21 protein-coding genes are annotated in these 19232 nt (G+C 72.5%); 10 read left to right on the forward strand and 11 right to left on the reverse strand.

From position 1 onward, the window contains the following. Nucleotides 1-70: 70 nt before the first annotated feature. A complete protein-coding gene (locus tag ACH4SP_RS08020; RefSeq protein WP_398411217.1) occupies nt 71-505 on the reverse strand; it encodes a VOC family protein in 435 nt (144 codons plus the stop codon). A gap of 225 nt (nt 506-730) precedes the next feature. Between ACH4SP_RS08020 and ACH4SP_RS08025 the strand changes: the two genes are divergently transcribed. Both ACH4SP_RS08025 and ACH4SP_RS08030 read left to right on the forward strand, forming a co-directional pair. Beyond that, complete coding sequence (locus ACH4SP_RS08025; protein ID WP_398411220.1) at nt 731-1042, forward strand: glyoxalase; 312 nt, start codon at nt 731-733, stop codon at nt 1040-1042. A 30-nt stretch (nt 1043-1072) separates the two neighbouring features. Then, nucleotides 1073-1894, forward strand: coding sequence for a hypothetical protein (locus ACH4SP_RS08030; RefSeq protein WP_398411222.1), 822 nt, complete (start codon nt 1073-1075; stop codon nt 1892-1894). Here the strand turns inward: ACH4SP_RS08030 and ACH4SP_RS08035 are convergent. Together ACH4SP_RS08035 and ACH4SP_RS08040 are read right to left on the reverse strand one after the other, a co-directional pair. Next, nucleotides 1839-2432 carry a TetR/AcrR family transcriptional regulator gene (locus tag ACH4SP_RS08035; protein WP_398411226.1) on the reverse strand — a complete coding sequence of 198 codons (594 nt, stop codon included), beginning with the start codon at nt 2430-2432 and terminating at the stop codon, nt 1839-1841. The genes ACH4SP_RS08030 and ACH4SP_RS08035 overlap by 56 nt on opposite strands. A 72-nt stretch (nt 2433-2504) precedes the next feature. Further along, on the reverse strand, nt 2505-3095 hold the full coding sequence (locus ACH4SP_RS08040; protein WP_398411229.1) for a TetR/AcrR family transcriptional regulator: 591 nt from the start codon (nt 3093-3095) through the stop codon (nt 2505-2507). Nucleotides 3096-3405: 310 nt separating this feature from the next. On the opposite strand from ACH4SP_RS08040, the gene ACH4SP_RS08045 reads away from it, so the two are divergent. Then, a complete protein-coding gene (locus ACH4SP_RS08045) occupies nt 3406-4413 on the forward strand; it encodes a TIGR03842 family LLM class F420-dependent oxidoreductase (protein ID WP_398411835.1) in 1008 nt (335 codons plus the stop codon). A gap of 16 nt (nt 4414-4429) precedes the next feature. On the opposite strand, the gene ACH4SP_RS08050 is transcribed toward ACH4SP_RS08045, so the two are convergent. Continuing rightward, the gene (locus ACH4SP_RS08050) at nt 4430-5419 is read right to left on the reverse strand and encodes a carboxymuconolactone decarboxylase family protein (protein ID WP_398411233.1); all 990 of its coding nucleotides are present in this window, start codon (nt 5417-5419) and stop codon (nt 4430-4432) included. 345 nt (nt 5420-5764) lie between these two features. Between ACH4SP_RS08050 and ACH4SP_RS08055 the strand changes: the two genes are divergently transcribed. After that, nucleotides 5765-6823 (forward strand): sensor histidine kinase, encoded by a 1059-nt coding sequence (locus ACH4SP_RS08055; RefSeq protein WP_398411839.1) that lies wholly within the window; start codon nt 5765-5767, stop codon nt 6821-6823. A 22-nt stretch (nt 6824-6845) separates the two neighbouring features. Next, nucleotides 6846-7553: a response regulator gene (locus tag ACH4SP_RS08060; RefSeq protein WP_398411238.1), complete on the forward strand. Its 708-nt coding sequence runs from the start codon at nt 6846-6848 to the stop codon at nt 7551-7553. 43 nt (nt 7554-7596) lie between these two features. Here the strand turns inward: ACH4SP_RS08060 and ACH4SP_RS08065 are convergent, their stop codons facing one another. Continuing rightward, nucleotides 7597-8169, reverse strand: coding sequence for an SRPBCC family protein (locus ACH4SP_RS08065; RefSeq protein WP_398411240.1), 573 nt, complete (start codon nt 8167-8169; stop codon nt 7597-7599). Between the two features lie 88 nt (nt 8170-8257). After that, complete coding sequence (locus tag ACH4SP_RS08070) at nt 8258-9670, reverse strand: phytoene desaturase family protein (RefSeq protein ID WP_398411243.1); 1413 nt, start codon at nt 9668-9670, stop codon at nt 8258-8260. Nucleotides 9671-9807: 137 nt separating this feature from the next. On the opposite strand from ACH4SP_RS08070, the gene ACH4SP_RS08075 reads away from it, so the two are divergent. Next, nucleotides 9808-10599, forward strand: a complete 792-nt coding sequence (locus ACH4SP_RS08075) for a nucleotidyltransferase domain-containing protein (protein ID WP_398411841.1) — start codon at nt 9808-9810, stop codon at nt 10597-10599. 88 nt (nt 10600-10687) lie between these two features. Here the strand turns inward: ACH4SP_RS08075 and ACH4SP_RS08080 are convergent, their stop codons facing one another. Continuing rightward, a complete protein-coding gene (locus ACH4SP_RS08080) occupies nt 10688-11503 on the reverse strand; it encodes an inositol monophosphatase family protein (protein ID WP_398411244.1) in 816 nt (271 codons plus the stop codon). A gap of 146 nt (nt 11504-11649) precedes the next feature. Here ACH4SP_RS08080 and ACH4SP_RS08085 point away from each other — a divergent pair, with 146 nt between their 5' ends. The 3 genes from ACH4SP_RS08085 (at nt 11650) to ACH4SP_RS08095 (ending at nt 15152) form a co-directional block, all read left to right on the forward strand. Beyond that, a complete protein-coding gene (locus ACH4SP_RS08085; RefSeq protein WP_398411249.1) occupies nt 11650-12744 on the forward strand; it encodes a biotin/lipoate A/B protein ligase family protein in 1095 nt (364 codons plus the stop codon). Nucleotides 12745-13161: 417 nt separating this feature from the next. Beyond that, on the forward strand, nt 13162-14628 hold the full coding sequence (locus ACH4SP_RS08090) for an AlkA N-terminal domain-containing protein (protein WP_398411253.1): 1467 nt from the start codon (nt 13162-13164) through the stop codon (nt 14626-14628). A 17-nt stretch (nt 14629-14645) separates the two neighbouring features. Next, a complete protein-coding gene (locus tag ACH4SP_RS08095) occupies nt 14646-15152 on the forward strand; it encodes a methylated-DNA--[protein]-cysteine S-methyltransferase (protein WP_398411257.1) in 507 nt (168 codons plus the stop codon). A 57-nt stretch (nt 15153-15209) separates the two neighbouring features. Here ACH4SP_RS08095 and ACH4SP_RS08100 read toward each other — a convergent pair whose 3' ends face one another. The 3 genes from ACH4SP_RS08100 to ACH4SP_RS08110 form a co-directional block, all read right to left on the reverse strand. Further along, nucleotides 15210-15929, reverse strand: a complete 720-nt coding sequence (locus tag ACH4SP_RS08100; protein ID WP_398411259.1) for an SIR2 family NAD-dependent protein deacylase — start codon at nt 15927-15929, stop codon at nt 15210-15212. 62 nt (nt 15930-15991) lie between these two features. Next, complete coding sequence (locus ACH4SP_RS08105) at nt 15992-16426, reverse strand: hypothetical protein (protein WP_398411262.1); 435 nt, start codon at nt 16424-16426, stop codon at nt 15992-15994. Further along, a complete protein-coding gene (locus ACH4SP_RS08110; RefSeq protein ID WP_398411843.1) occupies nt 16423-17403 on the reverse strand; it encodes an ArsR family transcriptional regulator in 981 nt (326 codons plus the stop codon). Before ACH4SP_RS08110 ends, ACH4SP_RS08105 begins: the two co-directional genes overlap by 4 nt. A gap of 80 nt (nt 17404-17483) precedes the next feature. Between ACH4SP_RS08110 and ACH4SP_RS08115 the strand changes: the two genes are divergently transcribed. Continuing rightward, on the forward strand, nt 17484-18674 hold the full coding sequence (locus ACH4SP_RS08115) for an MFS transporter (protein WP_398411265.1): 1191 nt from the start codon (nt 17484-17486) through the stop codon (nt 18672-18674). Between the two features lie 33 nt (nt 18675-18707). Here the strand turns inward: ACH4SP_RS08115 and ACH4SP_RS08120 are convergent, their stop codons facing one another. Next, nucleotides 18708-19208 carry an NUDIX domain-containing protein gene (locus ACH4SP_RS08120; protein WP_398411269.1) on the reverse strand — a complete coding sequence of 167 codons (501 nt, stop codon included), beginning with the start codon at nt 19206-19208 and terminating at the stop codon, nt 18708-18710. Nucleotides 19209-19232 lie beyond the last annotated feature (24 nt).

Here is a 19232-nt window from a genome sequence, read left to right on the forward strand (position 1 = left end):
CCCACGCCCGCGCCGCCCCGTTCCCGCCCTCGCGGGGGCGGGGCGGCGGCCGTCTGCCCCTGTCGACCGGTCAGCCGTGCGGGAGTTCCGTGTGGCAGGCGGCGTGCTCGGCAGTGGGGGCGATGGGCGTGATGATGTCGACCAGGACGCCGTCGGGGGCCGACACCATGAAGTGCCGCTGCCCGAACTCCTCGCTCCGCAGGTCGAGTTCGGGCTTCAGCCCGGCGGCCCCCACGAGCCGCGCGTACTCGGCATCGACGTCCGCCACTTCGAAGTTGAGCAGGAGTCCCTGAGCGGGCCTTCGGAACGCCTCGGGCACGCTCTCGTGCCCCGCGTCGACCAGGGCGAGCTCGTAGTGCGGCGGTTCGGGCCGGCGCAGGCTGACGTACCAGTCGCTCTCGAAGGTGGTCTCGAATCCGAGGAGCGTCCGGTAGAACTCCACGGCTGCTCCGAGCTGCCGGGTGCAGAGCACCGGATAGAAACTGGTCAGGGCCGAGGGCGTCATCACAATCACCGATCTGAAGTAGACGTACGGTCAACTCCCTTGCAGGGGAGTCGACTTGTCAACGATCGACGTTCCCGCCCGTCACATCCCCGCGAGGCGGGCAAGGGCGAGCGGCGGCGCCGTCGGACCCAGGTTGACATACCGTCGGTATGCAGATTAGGTTCAACTCGCATACCGTTGGTACGCGAGTAGAGACGGCGCCCCATGCTGACCAGCTTCTGCCCGGTGATCTGCACTTCGTGTCTTGAGGAAACCCGCGCCTTCTACACCGAGCTCTTCGGCTTCCGCACCACGTACGAAACGCCGTGGTGCGTCGGCCTCGGCCGGCCGGGACCGCCGCCGTACGAGCTCGTACTCCTCGACCACTCCCATCCGGCCCTGCCGAAAGAGCAGGAACTGCCCGTGCGTGCGGTGCGGATCACCATCGAGGTGAACGGTGGGGCGGGGGAGTCGCAGCGCACCGTGACGGATCCCAACGGGGTCAGGATCGACGTCGTGACGGCTCGGCGGCCCGCGGGCGATCGCGCAACCGGATGAACAACCGGATGAACAAGGGGAGGACGGGCCGTGCCCAGAAGAATCGATCCCGCGACGGCTGTCGCTGTCATGCGTGCCGCCGGTTTGGAGCCGCTGGGACCCTACCCGGGGGCGAACGTGGCCTGGGAGTGCCGCTGCGCCCAGCACGCGCACGCCGTCGCGCCGACGTTCACCTCGGTTCGCAGCGGCGCGATATCGGGGTGCCGCAGGTGCGGCCGGACCGCCGCCGGTGAACGACGGCGCATCGCAGGCCAGGAGAAGGCCGAGGCGGACATGCGCATCGCGGGCTTCGAACCGCTGGAGCCCTATCCGGGCGCCAGGATGAAGTGGCGCTGCCGCCACACGGCCTGCGGGCGCACCGTCCGCCCCCGGCTCACCAAGATCCGGGCGGGCGGGGGCGGGTGCCGGGCGTGTGCGGGGAGGGCGCCGGTGGATCCGGCGACCGCGGCGGCGGACATGCGCGCGATCGGCATGGAGCCGCTCGAACCCTTCCCCGGCCGCGTGGGTGACCGGTGGAAGTGCCGTTGCGTCAGATGCGGTCACACGGGCACGCCGACCCTCAACAACATCCGGCGCGGACAGGGCGGCTGCTACGACTGCGCCCGGCGCGTACGGCAGAGCCGCTTCGGCGGCCAGGGCGAGGGGTTCGGCCGGATGCCCGACCTGGTGCCGGACCTGGTGCCGGACTTGGTGTCGGACCTGGTGTCCGACCGACTGCCCGACCGGCTGCCGGACCTGGTGTCCGACCGGGTCTCCGGTCGGCGTGAGAGGCCGGGGCGGGCGTCAGGCGAGGTCCTCACCGGCGGGTACGCAGCGTCGCGAGCAGCTGTGTCAGCGCCCCCTGGGTGCTAGCCAGATCGCCCGGGGTCGCCGACGCGGCCAGGCGCAGCGCCGCCTCGTTCATGGCCCCCGACAGCAGGTGCACGAGCGGCGCGACCGGCTGCGCGGCGATGGTCCCCTCGTCGATCAGGGTGCCGAGAACCTGTGCCAGGTGACGGCCCGACGTGTCCTTGTTCATCGCGCGCCACTGGCTCCAGCCGAGGACCGCGGGGCCGTCGACGAGCAGGATGCGCTGCAGGGCGGGGTCGGTGGAGGCGTTGAGGAACGCCTGGCAGCCCGCGGTGAGTTGGTCCCAGGCCCCGGCGTGCGCATCCGCCGTGGCGGCGATGTGTGCGGACACCTCCTGCTGGGCCTCCTCCAGGACCGCGCGGAACAGCTCGGCCTTGCTGGGGAAGTGGTGGTACAGCGCCCCCTTGGTGACGCCGCCGGCCCGGACGATCTCGGCCAGACCCACCGCCCCGTACCCCAGCGTCGCGAACAGGCGTCTGCTCTCGCGGAGCAGGGTCTGCCGCGTCTGCTCCCGCTGCAGCGCTCGAACCCCTTGCGTCATCCCGTAGCCCCCCGCTCTTGGCATACTGAAGGTACGCCAACACGGTACTTCGCTGCCGGACGGTGTGGGAGGTCAGTCGGTGCGCAGCGCGTCGAGCATGCGGTCCAGCGCCGTCCGGGTGTGAGCGAGGTCGTCCGCCGACGCCGAGGAAGCCAGCCACAGGGCCGCCTCGTTCATCGCCCCGGACAGCAGGTGCGCCAGGGGGACCACCGGCTGCGGGGCGATCACCCCGGATTCGGCGAGGCCGGTCAGCGCATCGGAGAGATGGCGGGCGGAGTGGGTCTCGTCCATCGAGCGCCACTCGCTCCACCCGAGGACGGCGGGCCCGTCGACGAGCATGATCCGTTGGATCTCCGGGTCGGTGGTCGCGGTGAGGAATTCCTGACAGCCGCTGGTGAACTGGGACCACGGGTCCTCGTGCGCCTCGGCCGCCGCCGCCACGCGGTCGCCGACCTCCTGCTGCACCGATTCCAGAACGGCGCGAAACACCGCGGCCTTGGAGTCGAAATGGTGGTAGAGCGCCCCCTTGGTCACCCCGGCCGCACTGACGATCTCCGACAGACCGACCGCGCCGTAGCCGCGGTCGGCGAACAGCCGCCGCCCCTCCCGCAGCAGAGCCTGCCGAGTCTTCTCACGCTGCTGCGCCCTGACACCCTGCTGCACCGTCTCGCCCCGCTCGGATAGAACCCACTCGGACAGAACCCGCTCGCACGGAACGCCGGCACTTCGCCACGCCCTCGCGCATACCGATGGTATGCGCGAGGGCGCCCAGGTGAAACCGGCCACGGACCCGCCGGAGACACGGTCCGCGCCCCCTTGCCAGGGCCCGGCAAGAAGCTCAGGATTGTCCCCTTCCACACGGCGTCCACCAGGCGTCACTCCACTTGGAGGCACCATTCGGCACGGTTCGGCACGGCCCGAAGTGGATAGGGCTAGCGGAACACTTCACGCAGGAGGTACGCCCCTCATGTCCATGGACTTCGGACTGGTCCTGCAGACCGACCCACCCGCATCCGAGGTCGTCGGCCTGATGCGGCGCGCCGAGCGCAACGGGTTCCGCTACGGCTGGACCTTCGACTCCTCCGTGCTGTGGCAGGAGCCGTTCGTCATCTACAGCAGGATCCTGGAACACACCGAGCAGCTGATCGTCGGGCCGATGGTGACCAATCCCGGGACCAGGACCTGGGAGGTCACCGCCTCCACCTTCGCCACCCTCAACGACATGTACGGCAACCGCACCGTCTGCGGCATCGGCCGCGGCGACTCCGCGATGCGGGTGGCCGGACGCAAGCCGAACACCCTCGCCCGGCTCGGTGAGGCCATCGAGGTCATCCGTGACCTCGCCGAGGGCCGGGAGGCGAAGGTGGACGGGCAGTCGGTGCGGCTGCCGTGGGTGACGGACGGACGGCTTCCGGTGTGGATGGGCGCGTACGGGCCCAAGGCGCTCGCGCTCGCCGGGCAGAAGGCGGACGGGTTCATCCTGCAGCTCGCCGACCCGTTCCTGACGGAGTGGATGATCCGGGCGGTACGCGACGCCGCATCCGCCGCCGGGCGCGATCCGGCGGACGTGAAGATCTGCGTGGCCGCACCGGCGTACGTGAGCGAGGACCTCGGCCACGCCAGGGACCAGTGCCGGTGGTTTGGCGGAATGGTCGGCAACCACGTCGCGGACCTCGTGGCGAAGTACGGGGCGGACTCCGACTTCGTACCGGCGGCGCTCACCTCGTACATCGAGGCCAGGCAGGGGTACGACTACGCGCACCACGGCCGGGCCGGGAACCCGGACACCGACTTCGTGCCGGACGAGATCGTCGACCGGTTCTGTCTGCTGGGGCCGGTGGAGGCACACATCGAGAAGCTGCGGACGCTGCGGGAGCTGGGGGTCGACCAGTTCGCCGTCTACGCCATGCACGACGCGCGGGAGGCGGTCGTCGACGCGTACGGCGAGTCGGTCATCCCGGCCCTGACGGCCTCCTCCTAGAGGGCGCGGAGGCGCGTCACCCCGGCCGCTCCCCGGACCGTACGGCGAGCCGTTCCGCCTGGCGTTCGGTGGCGGCCATCGCCCCGTACGCGACGAGGTGCAGCAGACAGTGCTCGCTGAACGGCGGCACCAGCCAGGCCGCCACGTCCTCGGCGGTGAGGTGGTGCGGGGCGAGCGCGACGAGCAGCGCGATACGGGCGCCGGGGCGGTCCGTACGGGCGGGCAGCCGGCCGTCGTGCGGAGCGAGGTGACCGGCCCCGTCCCAGGCGTCCACCGTCTCACGGACGTACGCCACGTCGTCGTCGGACAGCAGTCCGGCGCCCAGGGCGGCGGCCTCGCGCAGGCCCGCGTACGCGGTGGCGACCGGCGACCCCGGCGTGGCCCAGGCGGGGGAGTCCCCCGAGGTCAGGAGCAGCGGGAGGCTCTCGCCGGGGGTGAGCTTCCTGCGGACGGTGGCGCTCAGGTGCTTGCCGGGACCGGTCTCCAGGAGGCGGAGCCTGCGTGCTTCGGTGTCCAGGCCCTGGGCGGTCAGGAGGGTGTCGGCGATGCGGTTCATGAAGTGGAAGGCGAGGGCCGTGCCGATGAACTCCTCCGCGTGGCGGGAGGAGAAGGGCTGTGGCGTGCCGACGTCCCTGCCCCAGGCGAGGAGGCGGGCATGGGCCCGGTCCTCGGGCGGGCGGCCCTCGCCGATCCGCCGGGCGAGGGAGTGCTCGCCGCCCGCGTAGAGCAGGAAGATGTGGGCGTTGGTACAGAAGTCGCAGCCGTTGGCGAGCGAGGTACCGGCGGCCACCAGTTCCTTCTCCGTGCGCGAGGCGTCCCCGGCGAGCAGGGCTTCACGGAGCAACGCCCAGAAGCCCGTGAGGAGTTGAGGTGAAGGAGAGAGCACCGCGAAGGTCGGCGGACGGGGGACGCCGAAGTCGGCGGTCACCTGGGCGTGGACGTCGGCGACCGTTCCGGTGGCAGACTCGGGAGGTTCGGGCGAGGTGAAGCGAAACGGTGAGGTCATGGGGGCAAGACTCGTCCGGGAGGGGGCGCGGGGGCGTCGTACGGCGGGAGGCATTCGGGACTGCTCCGGACAACTCGGCCGCAGCCCAGGCTACTTCGGCGGGAGTAGTCCGGATCCGGTCCGGCGGGAGGAGGCGCGGGGCGGGGCGGGCGGCTTAGGGTCTGTCCGGCGGATCGTGCGCGGGGGAGAGCGGTGGGAAGAGCGGTGGGGCATGGGGGAGGAATCGGGCTGGACCCGGGACTGGACCCGGGACTGGGACCGGACGGCGGCGGGAAGTGGCGGTGGCCCGGCCGGTGGCCAACGGGGCTGGTGGACGCGGGACTTGCGGTGGTCATCTGCGGGGCGATGCTGGCAGCCGCCCTCACGCGCGTCGACGCGGCGCAGGGCCCGACGGCAGTCGACCTGATTCTGATCGTGGCCGGTTCGCTCGCCCTGGCCGTGCACCGCAGGGCACCGGTACTGGTGCTGGCCTTCACCGCCGTCTGCATGCTCGGGTACGTACTCCACTCGAATCCGGGGACGTCGGCGGCCTTCCCCGTCGTCGCCGGAGTGCACGCCGTGACCCGGCAGGGGCGTCGTGGGGCCGCAGTCGTGGTCGGTGTGCTGTTCCTGGTGGGGTTCTTCGTGGCCAGCCCGTCCGGCGGTGGTCTTGAGCGCACGCTGCTGCTGCACGGCTGGTTCATCTGCGCCGGGGTCACCGGCCTCGTCGACAAGAACTGGCAGGCGTATCTGCGGCAGACCGAGCAGCGGGCGGCCGAGGCCGAACGCACCCGGGAGGAGGCGGCCCTGCGCCGGGCGGGCGAGGAACGGCTGCGCATCGCACGGGAGTTGCACGACTCCCTCACCCACAGCATCTCGATCGTCAAGCTCCAGGCCGGAGTCGCCGTTCACCTGGCCAGGAAGCGCGGCGAGGAGGTGCCGGACGCGCTGATCGCCATCCAGGAGGCGAGCGGCGAGGCGATGCGGGAGCTCCGGGCCACGCTGGAGGTGCTGCGCACCGATGTCGTACCGCCGGGGACGGGCCTCGACCGGCTGGGCGAACTGCTGGAACGGGCCCGCGCCGCCGGGCTCGCCGCGTCGGTGACCTTCACCGGGCAGGAACGCACGCTCCCCGACGCCGTCGACCGGGCCGCGTACCGGATCGTGCAGGAGGCCCTGACGAACGTGGCCCGGCACGCGGGCCGTGCCAAGACCTCCGTACAACTCGACTACGGGGAAAGGCAGTTCGGCGTCCGGGTGGAGAACGAGGGGGAGGCGGACGTGCCCCAGCCCGCCGTCGGGCGGGGGCTGACCGGGATGCGGGAGCGGGTCGTCGCGCTGGGCGGCACGCTGTACGCCGGTCCACGGGCGGGCGGCGGATTCGCGGTGCGGGCCGAACTCCCGCTCCAGGAAGGGGGATCGTGATGATCAGGGAAGGGGGTGCGGGGTGATCCGGGTGCTGATCGTCGACGACCAGGCACTGATGCGGGCCGGGTTCCGTGCGCTGCTCGCCGCCGAGGACGACATCGAGGTGGTGGGCGAGGCGGCCGACGGGCGCGCCGGTGTGGAACTGGTCCGGAGGCACCGGCCGGACGTCGCGCTCGTCGACGTACAGATGCCCGTGCTGACCGGCATCGAGGCGACCCGGGAGATCGCCGCCGATCCGGACCTGGCCGCGACCCACGTCGTCATCCTCACCAACTACGGCCTGGACGCGTACGTCTTCGACGCGCTGCGCGCCGGGGCGGCCGGGTTCCTGCTCAAGGACACCGAGCCCGGCGAACTCCTCCAGGCGATCCGCATCGCGGCCCGGGGCGACGCGCTGCTTTCGCCGTCCGTGACCCGGCGGCTGATCACGGAGTTCGTGTCACGCCCGCCGGACCGGCACACCGCGCCCGGCTTCGAGAGCCTGACCCGGCGGGAGGGGCAGGTCACCGCACTGGTCGCACGCGGGCTCACGAACGAGGAGATCGCCGCCCACATGGTGATCAGCCCGCTGACGGCGAAGACGCACGTGAGCCGGGCGATGACCAAGCTGGGTGCCCGGGACAGGGCCCAACTGGTCGTGTTCGCCTACGAGTCGGGGCTGGTTTCGCCGTCGTCGTCGCCATCACCGTCACCGTCACCGGGGGCGGGGGCGGGGGCGGCAGGTTGAAAGGGCGGGGCAGCGGGGCAGCAGTGCCGCTCGGGGCACGGGGCTATTCGGGTTCCGGCAGGGGTTCGCCCGTCTCCAGGAGCGTCTTGAGGCTGGAGAGGAGCGGCGGCCAGCCGTCGCGGATCATGGCGAGGGTGAGGCTGCCCCTGTCGAAGCCGTCGTGGACGACGGTCAGCCGGGTCACGGTCGGTCCGGCCGGTTCGATCTCGTACGTCACCTTCGACCGCGACTCGGCGGCCAGCTGCGCGTGCAGCGCCTCGTCCATGCCGACGGTCTCGGCGAAGGCCGGGATGAAGGTGTGCCAGGTGTAGGACAGCCGGCGGCCCGGCTCGGCGGCGAGCACCACCTGCTCCGGGTCGGCGTCGCCGAGCCCCATCCCCTGCCAGATCACCGTCGACCCGACCTGCCAGTCCGAGGCGAAGGTCATGCCCCAGTAGCGGCTGGTGGACGCCGGGTCGGTCAGGGCCTGCCAGATCTGGTCGGGGGTGGACCGGATGTACGCGGTGTAGTCGAAGGCGGTGGTGCGGTCGAGGTCGGGACCGACGTCACCCGTGCCCGTTCCCGCGCCCGTGTCCGTGCCTGCGGTCGTGTTCGTGTCCGGGGCCGTGGAATCCATGCGGCCATTCTCCGGGGGCGGGCGAGGATCGGCGAGGCGAGACGCCCCTTACCGGTCCCGCCCCTGCTTGCTCCTACCGCTACCGCTCCTATTGCTCCGCCGCCCGCAGCCTCCGCCACACCGCCTTCGCCGCGTTGTGCCCCGACATCCCGTGCACCCCGGGCCCCGGCGGCGTCGCCGACGAGCACAGGAACACCGCCGGATGCTTCGTCCCGTACGGGAACAGCGACAGCTTCGGCCGGAGCAGCACCTGGAGGCCGGAGAAGGCGCCGCAGGCGATGTCGCCGCCCACATAGTTCGCGTTGTGCGCGACCAGCTCGCGCGGCCCCGCCGTCGCACGAGCGAGCACGCGGTCCCGGAAGCCCGGGGCGAACCGCTCGATCTGCCGCTCGATCGCGTCCGTCAGATCGCCCTCCCACGCGTGCGGCACGTGCCCGTACGCCCAGAACACGTGCTTGCCCTCCGGAGCCCGGGTCGGGTCGGTCACGCTCGGCTGGGCCGTGATCAGGAAGGGAGCCTCGGGAGCGGTGCCGCCCGAGGCCTGCCGCAGCGCCTTGCCGATCTCGCCCTTCGTGGCGCCGACCTGCACCGTCCCGGCCCGGCGGGCCTCCTCGGCGGTCCACGGGACCGGCCCTTCCAGTGCATAGTCGATCTTGAAGACGCTGGCGCCGTATCGGTAGTTCTCGTACGCGTTGCCCAGGCGGGCGATCCGGGCGAGCGCGGTCGGCGAGGTGTCGAAGATGTACGCGCGGGCGGGCGGCAGGTCGTCGAGGCGCTTCACCTCGAAACCGGTGTGGACGGTTCCGCCCAGGTCGCGGAGGTACGCGGTGAGCGCGTCCGGGATGGCCTGCGAGCCGCCGCGCGGCGCCGGCCAGCCGTTCTCGTGCGCCGCCAGGGCGAACATCAGGCCGACCGCCCCCGTCGCGAACCCGCTCAGCGGTGCGATCACATGCGCCACGAGGCCCGCGATCAGCGCCTTCGCCTTCTCGTCGCGGAAGCGCTGCATCAGCCATGTCGACGGCGGCAGCCCGGCGAGGCCGAACCTGCCCAGGGTCACCGGATGGCGCGGCAGCGCGGTCAGCGGCAGCGACATGAAGTCCCGCGAGAGCGTGTCCCACCGCCCCAGGTACGGGGCGACCAGCCGGCGGTACGCACCCGCGTCACGCGCACCGAACGACGCGGCCGTCTCCGCGACCGACCGGGACAGCACGGCCGCGGTGCCGTCGTCCCACGGGTGCGCCATCGGCAGCTCCGGGTGCAGCCACTCCAGCCCGTACCGCTCCAGCGGCATCGCCTTGAACGCGGGCGAGCCGACGCCCAGCGGGTGCACCGCCGAGCACGGGTCGTGCCGGAAGCCGGGCAGGGTCAGCTCCTCGGTACGGGCGCCGCCGCCGACGGTGTCCTTCGCCTCGAAGACCTCCACCGAGAAGCCGCGGCGGGCCAGCTCGACGGCTGCGGTCAGTCCGTTGGGGCCCGCCCCCACGACGACTGCATCAAGCATCGGCGACACCTTGGACTCCTCACGCCACGTCACTTCAGGGCCCCAGGGTATTCCTGTGCACCGACAGCCTCGGCGGGGGTAGGGTCCGCGCCGTGAACAGCACCATCGGAACCACCTTCGACGCGACCGTCGCCGCCATGGCCGAACGCCTTGCCGCCGTGCCCGGTGTGCACGCCGTGGCCCTCGGCGGCAGCCGTGCCAGGGGCGCCCACCGCCCGGACTCCGACTGGGACCTGGGGGTGTACTACCGGGGTGAGCCCGACATCGTCCAACTCGCCTCTCTCGCCGCGGAGTTCACCGGGAAGCCGGTGGAGGTGGCCGGGCCGGGCGGCTGGGGGCCGTGGGTGAACGGCGGGGCCTGGCTGTCCGTCGAGGGTACGGCGGTCGACTGGATCCTGCGCGACCTCGACCGTGTCGAGGGCGTGTGGGAGGACTGCCGGGCGGGCCGCTTCGAGGTCGGAGTGCAGGCCGGACACCCGCTGGGGTTCTGGTCGCCCGCGTACGCGGGCGAGGTCGCACTCTGCCGCGTGCTGGCGGACCCTTCGGGCGGGCTGACGGCACTGCGGGCGGCGGCCCAGCACTATCCGGAGGCCCTGCGCGACGCGCTGACCGGGGCGGCGTGGGAGGCGGACTTCTCGGTCGCGGCCGCCCGCAAGTCGGTGGCCGGCGGTGACGTACTGCATGTCGCGCTGTGCCTCGCGCGCGCCCTCGGCGTCCTGGCGCAGGCGATGCTGGCGCACGGGCGGGTGTGGTGCGTGAACGAGAAGGGCGCCCTGGCCGCGGCCGCCCGAACCGCCTGCGCACCGGCCGACTTCACCGAACGGGCGTCGCGGGCGCTGCACGGACTGGACGAGGAGGCGGTGCGGGTGGCGGGCGCGCTGGTGAACGAGGTGCGGGAGCGGATGACGACCCCCGCTCCGCAGGCTTGAGCGAGCACCAGCCCCGTCCAGCCCACCCCCCACTCACTCACTCACCCTCCCTCTCTCCCTCCCACCCGCCCAACCACTCGCCCGTCGCTCAGGCCTCTGCCAGCAGCGCCCGTACCCGTTCAGCCGTCGCCGTGTCCCTGGCTGCCGTGAACGGCAGTGCGTTGCCGCCCGTGATCCGGTAGCGCTCGCCCGTGCGTGTGCGGTCCGTGCCGCCCGCCTCCTCCACCAGGAGCAGGCCCGCCGCGTGGTCCCAGGCCAGTTCCCAGGAGAACGCCACCGACTCCAGCTCGCCCCTGGCCACCGCCAGGTACTCCAGGCCCGCCGACCCGCACGGCCGGGGCTCGACCCCGTCCACCGACAGCGCCAGCAGCGCCCGCTTCTCCTGCGGAGTCGTGTAGTCCGGGTGCGAGATCGCCACCCGGAGCGGACTGCCGGGCGCGGGAGAGCCCGACCGGAGCGGCTTGCCGTTCAGCGAGGCGCCCTGCCCCCGCACCGCGACGGCCATCTCGTCCAGCGCCGGGGCGTACGTCCACGAGGCCTGCAGTTCGCCGTCCACTGCCAGCGCGACCAGCGTGCAGAACCCCGGCTCGCCGTGCACGAACTGCCGTGTCCCGTCGACCGGGTCGACGATCCACACCGGTGCCGTGCCCCGTATCGCTTCGTACGCCGCGGGGTCCGCGTGGACCGCTTCCTCGCCGACCACCACCGAGCCCGGCAGCAGGCGGGTGAGAGCGGCCGTCAGGTGCTCCTCGGCGCCCCGGTCGGCGACCGTCACCAGGTCGTAGGGGCCGTTCTTCTCCAGCACCTCGTGCGCGGCGAGCTGCTGGTAGCGCGGCATGATCTCGTCGGCGGCTGCCCGGCGGACGGCCTCCTCCACAGCGGCGACAAGCGAGTTATCGATCATGCCGTCCAGCAAAGCACGCGGGACTGACAACGCGCTGCGGCCGGGGTGTCCCGCGGAACGCCGGGAAGGGGAGGAATGTCCCGGCTCGGGATAGCGTTGTCGCAGGTCACAACCACCCCTGCGGTGCCTGATGGAGGCGGAACACGGTGCACGGTGAATACAAGGTTCCCGGCGGCAAGCTCGTCGTCGTGGATCTCGATGTCGAGTCCGACGCGGCGGATCCGGCGGGTGCCGCAGGCGCGATCGGCGTCCTGCGCAACGTCCGGGTGGCCGGGGACTTCTTCCTGGAGCCCGACGAGGCCATCCTCGCCATCAACCGTGCCCTGGAGGGCGCCCCGGCCGACACCGACGCCCCGGGCCTGGCCGCCCGGGTCGAGGCCGCCCTCCCCGAGGGCACGGTGATGTTCGGCCTCACCGCCGAGGGCATCGCGATCGCGGTCCGCCGCGCCCTCGCGCACGCCACGGACTGGACGGACTACGACTGGCAGCTCATCCACGAGGCCCCGCAGGCCCCGGCCCTGCACATGGCGCTCGACGAGGTGATCACCGCCGAGGTCGCGGCCGGCCGTCGGCCGCCGACGCTGCGGGTGTGGGAGTGGGGCTCCCCGGCCGTCGTCATCGGCAGCTTCCAGTCGCTGCGCAACGAGGTCGACCCGGCGGGCGCTGACCGGCACGGGATCGAGGTCGTGCGCAGGATCAGCGGCGGCGGCGCGATGTTCATCGAGCCCGGGAACACCATCACATACTCACTCTCCGTGCCGACCGCACTCGTCCAGGGCCTGTCCTTCGCGGACAGCTACGCCTACCTCGACGACTGGGTGCTGGGCGCCCTCGGCGACATGGGCGTCAAGGCCTGGTACCAGCCGCTCAACGACATCGCCACGGACGCCGGGAAGATCGCGGGCGCCGCCCAGAAGCGCATGGTCAGCGACTCGGGCGGGGCGGTCCTGCACCACGTGACGATGGCGTACGACATCGACGCGGACAAGATGATGGACGTGCTCCGGATCGGCAAGGAGAAGCTGTCCGACAAGGGCACGAAGAGCGCGAAGAAGCGGGTCGACCCGCTGCGCCGCCAGACGGGACTGGCGCGGGAGGCGGTCATCGAGCGGATGATCGAGTCGTTCCGGGGGCGGTACGGGCTGGAGAAGGGCTCGGTGTCGGAGGACGAGATGGGCCGGGCACGGGAGTTGGCGGCGGAGAAGTTCGGAACGGAGGACTGGACGGCACGGGTCCCCTAGCCGGGGGCGGCGGTGGGTGGTCTTCGTGCGGGTGCGCGGTGGCTGGCCGCCGGGCCGGTGGTCGTCGTGCGGGTGCGTCGTGGCTGGTCGCGCAGTTCCCCGCGCCCCTAAATGCCTGCCCCCGGGCGGCTGACGCCGCCATCCCCTAGCCCTCTTGGGCAGCGGGGCCGCCCCCCGGGGGCGGGACGGGTGGGCAAGGGGGCGGCCCCCCACCGCGGCACGCCCCCTCACGACCGCACGCGCTCGCCACCGCCTCCCCCGCTCGCCACTGCCTCCGTACCCCGCCCGACCACACACAGGTCCCCGCAGGTCGATGTCGGATTTCCGCCAGCCGGACAGCGGCGAGTGCCCGATGCTGGAGGCATGTCACTCACTCCGGCAGCGCAGGACGCACAAGACACACAGGACACCCGCGCCATGCACACCGACACCGAGCGCTGCGTCCGCGCCGTCCAGTCCAAGGACGCCCGCTTCGACGGATGGGTGTTCACCGCCGTCACGACCACGCGGATCTACTGCCGGCCCAGCTGCCCGGTCGTCCCGCCCAAGCCGCAGAACATGACGTTCTACCCGAGCGCCGCCGCCTGCCAGCAGGCCGGGTTCCGGGCCTGCAAGCGGTGTCGCCCGGACACCAGCCCCGGCTCCCCCGAGTGGAACGCCCGCGCCGACTCCGTCGCCCGCGCCATGCGCCTCATCCGGGACGGCGTCGTCGACCGCGAAGGCGTGCCGGGTCTTGCGGCCCGGCTCGGGTACTCGACCCGGCAGGTCGAGCGGCAGCTGCGCGCCGAGCTGGGCGCCGGGCCGCTCGCCCTGGCCCGCGCCCAGCGCGCCCAGACCGCACGGCTGCTGATCGAGACGACCCAGCTGCCCATGGCGGACATCACCTTCGCGGCGGGGTTCTCGTCCGTACGCACCTTCAACGAGACGGTGCGGGAGGTCTTCGGCCTGTCCCCCGGGGAGCTGCGGGCCCGCGGCCGGAAGGGGGACGTACAGGCCCCCGGGGTGATCAGCCTGCGGCTGCCGTTCCGCGCCCCGCTCAACCCCGACAACCTCTTCGGCCACCTCGCCGCGACCGCCGTCCCCGGGATCGAGGAGTGGCGCGCCGGAGCCTACCGCCGCACGCTCCAACTCCCGTACGGGCACGGCATCGTGGCGCTCTCCCCGCGCCCCGACCACATCGCCTGCCGACTCTCCCTCACCGACCTGCGCGACCTCACGCACGCCATCAGCCGCTGCCGCTGGCTGCTCGACCTGGACGCCGACCCGGTCGCCGTGGACGCGCGGCTGAGTGCCGACCCCCTGCTCGCGCCGCTGGTGGCACGGGCGCCGGGGCGGCGGGTGCCGCGCACCACCGACGCCGCCGAGTTCGCCGTACGCGCGGTACTCGGCCAGCAGGTGTCGACGGCGGCCGCCCGCACCCACGCGGCCCGGCTCGTCACCGCGCACGGCGTGCCGGTCGACGACCCGGACGGCGGGCTCACCCACCTCTTCCCGACCCCCGAGGCGCTCGCCGGCCTCGACCCCGAAACCCTCGCCCTGCCGCGCAGCCGCCGTGCCACGCTCACCACCCTCGTCGCCGCCCTCGCCGACGGATCCCTCACCCTCGACGTCGACAGCGACTGGGACCTGGCCCGCGCACAGCTCCTCGAACTGCCCGGGTTCGGCCCGTGGACCACCGAGGTCATCGCGATGCGAGCCCTCGGGGACCCCGACGCCTTCCTCCCCTCCGACCTCGGAATCCGGCGCGCCGCACAGGGGTTGGGCCTGCCGTACACCCCGGCCGCCCTCACCGCGCGCGCCGCCGCGTGGCGGCCCTGGCGCGCGTACGCCGTGCAGTACCTGTGGGCGACCGACTCCCACCCCATCAACCACCTCCCGAAGTAACGGAGTTGATCCACATCATGGCCGCGTTCAAGCAACACACCCTCATGGAGAGCCCGTTCGGGCCGCTCACCCTCGTCGCCACCGACGGCGTGCTCTCTGCCGTCTACATGGTCAACCACCGCCACCAGCCGCCGGAGGAGACCTTCGGCGACCGCGACCCGGAGCCCTTCCCCGAGGTGATCGCACAGCTGAACGCCTACTTCGCGGGCGAGCTGACGGATTTCACCCTCCCCGTCCACCTGGAGGGCACGCCCTTCCAGCGCACCGTCTGGGCCGAACTGCTCAAGATTCCGTACGGTGAGACCCGTTCGTACGGAGAACTCGCCCAGGCCCTCGGCAAGCCCGGCGCGGCACGGGCGGTCGGCCTCGCCAACGGCAAGAACCCGATCAGCATCGTCGTCCCCTGCCACCGCGTCATCGGCTCAGGCGGCAGCCTCACCGGCTACGGCGGCGGCCTGGAACGCAAGCAGCAGCTGCTCGCCCTGGAGCGGGGCGAGCCCGCACAGGAGGGCCTGCTCTTCTAGGTGCGTCGTTCCGGACCGGCCATTCCAGACCGGACCTTCCGGACCGGCCCCCGCTACCTACCCCAGTCCCTCCAGCAGCGCGGGCAGCGCCGTTCCGATCGGTTCCCGCACCACCTCGTCGGCCAGCCCGTCGTACGGCATCGGCTCCGCGTTGACGATCACCAGCCGTGCCCCGTGCTCGGCGGCCAGACCGGCGAGCGACGCGGCGGGCTGCACCGCCAGGCTCGTCCCGACCGCCACGAACACCTCGCACGCCTTGGTCACGGCCAGCGCCTTGCCCAGTACCACCGGATCCAGCGACTCCCCGAACATCACCGTCGCCGACTTCAGGATCCCGCCGCACGCCAGACACCGCGGGTCCGCCTCGCCCGCGTCCACCCGGGCGAGGGCCTCGTCCATCGAGGAGCGGACCTTGCAGTGGGTGCAGACCACCGCCCGCGCCGTACCGTGCAGTTCGAACACCTTGCGGTCCGGCATGCCGCCCAGCTGGTGCAGCCCGTCCACGTTCTGCGTGATCACCCGGACCGCGAAACCGTCCCGCCGGTCCAGCTCGGCGACCGCGCGGTGCGCGGCGTTGGGCACGGCGTCCAGGGCCGTCCGCTCCCGGCGCATCAGCCAGGACCTGCGGCGGATCTCCGGGTCGGCCATGTAGTAGCTGTACGTGACGAGCTTCTCGGCCTCGGGATCGCGCCGCCACAACCCGTTCGGGCCCCGGTAGTCGGGGATGCCGGAATCGGTCGAGACACCGGCACCGCTGAGGATCGCGACAAGAGTCATGGGCGGAGGTTACGCAGCCGGACGCGGCCGGCGCGACGCCATTTACGTGCGACTACGTGCGACTACGTGTGATTCGCGCGCCGCGAGTCCCGTGCCAGCCACCGCGCCGTCACCGCCACGAACAGCCCGAAGAGCAGCAGCCGTTGCAGCCCCGGCGCCTCCTGTACGCGGCTGTGCAGCGGCCCGTACGTCGCGTACGCGTTCGCTGCGATGTCCGTCGCCATCACCGCGCACACCAGCCACACCCCGGCCGCGCTGCGGCCCCGTACCGCTCCTCGTACGACGAGGAACAGGGCGAGTGGATCGAGCACGGCCAGCGACGTCCAGTACAGGTCGAGCCACCACGGGGCGAACTCGGGGTGCGGGCGCAGGCCATGGGCGAAGAGGTCCGCGAGGTGGGTGACCGTACCGATGAGCAGCGCCCCCGCGTACACGGTCACGACCGCCCGGCGGAGACGGGCCGGGGTCCGGGGTACGGTCGGCTGAGTGATCGTCAAGAAGGGCTCTCCGTCTGCGAGTTCACCAGTAGATCAGCGGCCTCCGTACGGTAGTAGAGCACCGACCGCCCCGCCCTCCTGCGCCGTACCAGACGGGCATCGAGCAGGACCTTCAGGTGGCGGCCCACCGAACCCAGCGCGAGCCCCGTCAGCGCGACCAGCTGGGACGTGCTCTTCGGGGAGTCCAGGAGGACGAGTATCCCCGCCCGGCCCCGGCCGAGGAGTGCTCCCAGGGCCTCCGGGGCCGCCGGCCGGCCGGGTTCCGCCAGGGAGCCCGCGCACGGGTACACCACGGCGAACCGGTGCGGCCCCTCCCAGCACACCCAGCTGGTACCGAAGCTGACCGGGACGAAGAGGAGCCGCGCCCCGGAGGCCTCGCGCGGCGGGAAGTCCTGGGTGTTGATCTGCAGCCGGTCGCCGCCCAGCCAGCGCATCCCCGGCCGCATGTCGTCCAGCGCCGCCGCCCAGCCGCCCCGGCTCAACTGGGCGGTGCGCGCCACGATGTCGGCCTCCAGGACCCGGCGGCGGTGCGGCCACTGGGGGAGTACGGTCCGCTGCCACACCCAGTCGAGGAGGTCGGCGGCGCGTTCCGCGAGGTCGTCGCGGTGCAGGGCGGGCGGCGGCGGACCGCCGAGCGCGACGGTCAGATCGGCGAGCACCGCATCGGCGGGAGCGGCGCGGATCCGCGCCACCTCCTGCGCGAAGGTCTGCTCGCCCGTGCCGGCCGGGGTGGGGGTGATGAAGTCCGCGTTCCAGTCCGGACGGAACGCCGCCTCCAGGAGGAGCGGCGTCAACGGGTCGTCGGCGAGCCTGCGGCGAAAGGCGGGGAGATGGGCGGCGAGCCAGGAACGCTCACCGGCATGCGAGGCGGGGGCGTGCCGCTGCAGCATCTTGAGGCTCGAAATCGCCTCGCTCAGCGGGGAGATGACGAACCGTCCGCCCGCGAGCGTGTCCGCGTCGACCTGCCACCAGCCCACGGTCACCGCTCTCCCGAAGATTGTTTCGCCCTGGTGCGAAACAGTAACGCCGTCCGATCACCGGCTCCGACACTCCTCCCATGCACACCTACCGCGAGCTGTTCCGGCAGCCCGAGTTCACCCCGCTCTTCCTGACCGTCTCCATGAAGTCGGCGGCGCAGACCGTCGCCGGCCTCGCCCTCGGCATCCTGATCTACGCATCGACCGGTTCGCCGCTGCTGTCCTCGCTGGCCATGTTCGGGCCCTCCCTCGTGCAGCTCGTCGGCGCGAGCACCCTCCTGTCCGCCGCCGACCGGCTGCCGCCGCGCGCCGCACTCGCGGGCATGGGCCTGCTCTTCGGCCTGGCCACCGCCGTCCAGGCGATACCGGGGCTGCCGGTGGGCGCGTCCTTCGCGGTCCTGCTGACGCTGGGCGTCTTCGCGTCGCTCGGCGGGGGAGTGACGTACGGACTCCTCAACGAGATCCTCGTCCGGGACGGCTTCCTGATCGGCCGCTCCGTGCTGAACATGTCCAACGGCGCGATGCAGATCTGCGGATTCGCCGCCGGTGGGCTTCTGGTCAACCTGATGTCCCCGCGGGGCGCGCTGCTCGTCGCCGCCGCGCTCTACCTCGGGTCGGCGGCGTGCGCGCGCTTCGGGCTGACCCGCAGGCCGCCGCGGGCGGGCGGACGGGCATCGGTGGGCGAGACCTGGCGGACCAACGCGCTGCTCTGGTCGTCGAAGCCGCGCCGGTACGTCTACCTCATGCTGTGCGTGCCGAACGGGCTGATCGTGGGCTGCGAGTCGCTGTTCGTACCGTACGAGCCCGGGCAGGCGGGGCTGCTGTTCGCCTTCGCGGCGTGGGGGATGCTGATCGGCGACACGGTGGTGGGGCGGTTCGTGCCGCCCGGGTGGCGGGCCGGCAGCGGGCCCGGACTGCGGCTGCTGCTGGCGGCCCCGTACCTGGTGTTCTTCCTGCACCCCTCGCTGCCGGTGGCCCTGGTGGTGGTGCTGGTGGCGTCCGTCGGCTTCTCGGCCACGCTGCTGCTGCAGGAACGGCTGATGGCCCTGACCCCCGACGACCTGAGCGGACACGCACTGGGGCTGCACACGTCGGGAATGCTGGCGATGCAGGGAGTGGGGGCGGCACTCGCGGGAGGCATCGCCCAGCTCACCTCGCCGGGGGTGGCGATGGGGGTGTTGGCCGTGGCATCGGTGACGGTCACGCTGGGGCTGGAGCGGGGGGTGCGGGTGGGGGTGCCGGTGGGCGTCGTGCGGGCACGCCGTGGCTGATCGCACAGTTGCCCGCGCCCCTGAATGCCCACCCTACGGCGCGACCCGCCGCCCGTTCTCCAGCTCCACGGCCCCCGCCCCGTCCGCGAGCGCGGCCAGTGCGGCCAGGATCCGGCCGCCCAGGGAGCCCAGCGCGTACGTCTCCACCTCGTCGACCGGGACCAGCCGCCAGGACAGCAGTTCCTCCTCCTGGAGCCGGATCGAGGCCAGCTGCTCCTCGCCCAGGACCCCGCCGTCGTACAGGTACGCGGCGATCGGTGGCCGGCCCTCGCGCTGGGACCAGTCGACGACGAGCAGCCGGCCGGGCTCGACGTCCAGGCCGATCTCTTCGAGGGTTTCGCGACGCGCTGCCCTGCGCGGGGTCTCGCCCGTGTCGGACTCGATCGTTCCGCCGGGCAGTACCCAGCCCTCGCGGTAGTTCGGCTCGACGAGCAGGACCCGGCCCTCCCCGTCGCGGAAGAGGGCGGCGGCTCCGGCGAGGACGCGGGGCAGCGAGGCGATGTACGTGGCGTAGTCCTGCAGTTCCTGGGTCACCCGTCCAGCGTAGGCGCGCCGTGT

The organism is Streptomyces sp. NPDC021093, assembly GCF_044333135.1.
In the GTDB taxonomy this organism is placed as follows: Bacteria; Actinomycetota; Actinomycetes; order Streptomycetales; family Streptomycetaceae; genus Streptomyces.

Bases quoted from the DNA above. Each gene is read 5' to 3' on its own strand.
- ACH4SP_RS08050 (WP_398411233.1), bottom strand. From the start codon at position 5,419: ATGACCTCACCGTTTCGCTTCACCTCGCCCGAACCTCCCGAGTCTGCC.
- ACH4SP_RS08055 (WP_398411839.1), top strand. From the start codon at position 5,765: ATGCTGGCAGCCGCCCTCACGCGCGTCGACGCGGCGCAGGGCCCGACG.
- ACH4SP_RS08020 (WP_398411217.1), bottom strand. From the start codon at position 505: ATGACGCCCTCGGCCCTGACCAGTTTCTATCCGGTGCTCTGCACCCGG.
- ACH4SP_RS08035 (WP_398411226.1), bottom strand. From the start codon at position 2,432: ATGACGCAAGGGGTTCGAGCGCTGCAGCGGGAGCAGACGCGGCAGACC.
- ACH4SP_RS08070 (WP_398411243.1), bottom strand. From the start codon at position 9,670: ATGCTTGATGCAGTCGTCGTGGGGGCGGGCCCCAACGGACTGACCGCA.
- ACH4SP_RS08075 (WP_398411841.1), top strand. From the start codon at position 9,808: ATGGCCGAACGCCTTGCCGCCGTGCCCGGTGTGCACGCCGTGGCCCTC.
- ACH4SP_RS08100 (WP_398411259.1), bottom strand. From the start codon at position 15,929: ATGACTCTTGTCGCGATCCTCAGCGGTGCCGGTGTCTCGACCGATTCC.
- ACH4SP_RS08045 (WP_398411835.1), top strand. From the start codon at position 3,406: ATGGACTTCGGACTGGTCCTGCAGACCGACCCACCCGCATCCGAGGTC.
- ACH4SP_RS08065 (WP_398411240.1), bottom strand. From the start codon at position 8,169: ATGGATTCCACGGCCCCGGACACGAACACGACCGCAGGCACGGACACG.
- ACH4SP_RS08095 (WP_398411257.1), top strand. From the start codon at position 14,646: ATGGCCGCGTTCAAGCAACACACCCTCATGGAGAGCCCGTTCGGGCCG.
- ACH4SP_RS08090 (WP_398411253.1), top strand. From the start codon at position 13,162: ATGCACACCGACACCGAGCGCTGCGTCCGCGCCGTCCAGTCCAAGGAC.
- ACH4SP_RS08115 (WP_398411265.1), top strand. From the start codon at position 17,484: ATGCACACCTACCGCGAGCTGTTCCGGCAGCCCGAGTTCACCCCGCTC.
- ACH4SP_RS08080 (WP_398411244.1), bottom strand. From the start codon at position 11,503: ATGATCGATAACTCGCTTGTCGCCGCTGTGGAGGAGGCCGTCCGCCGG.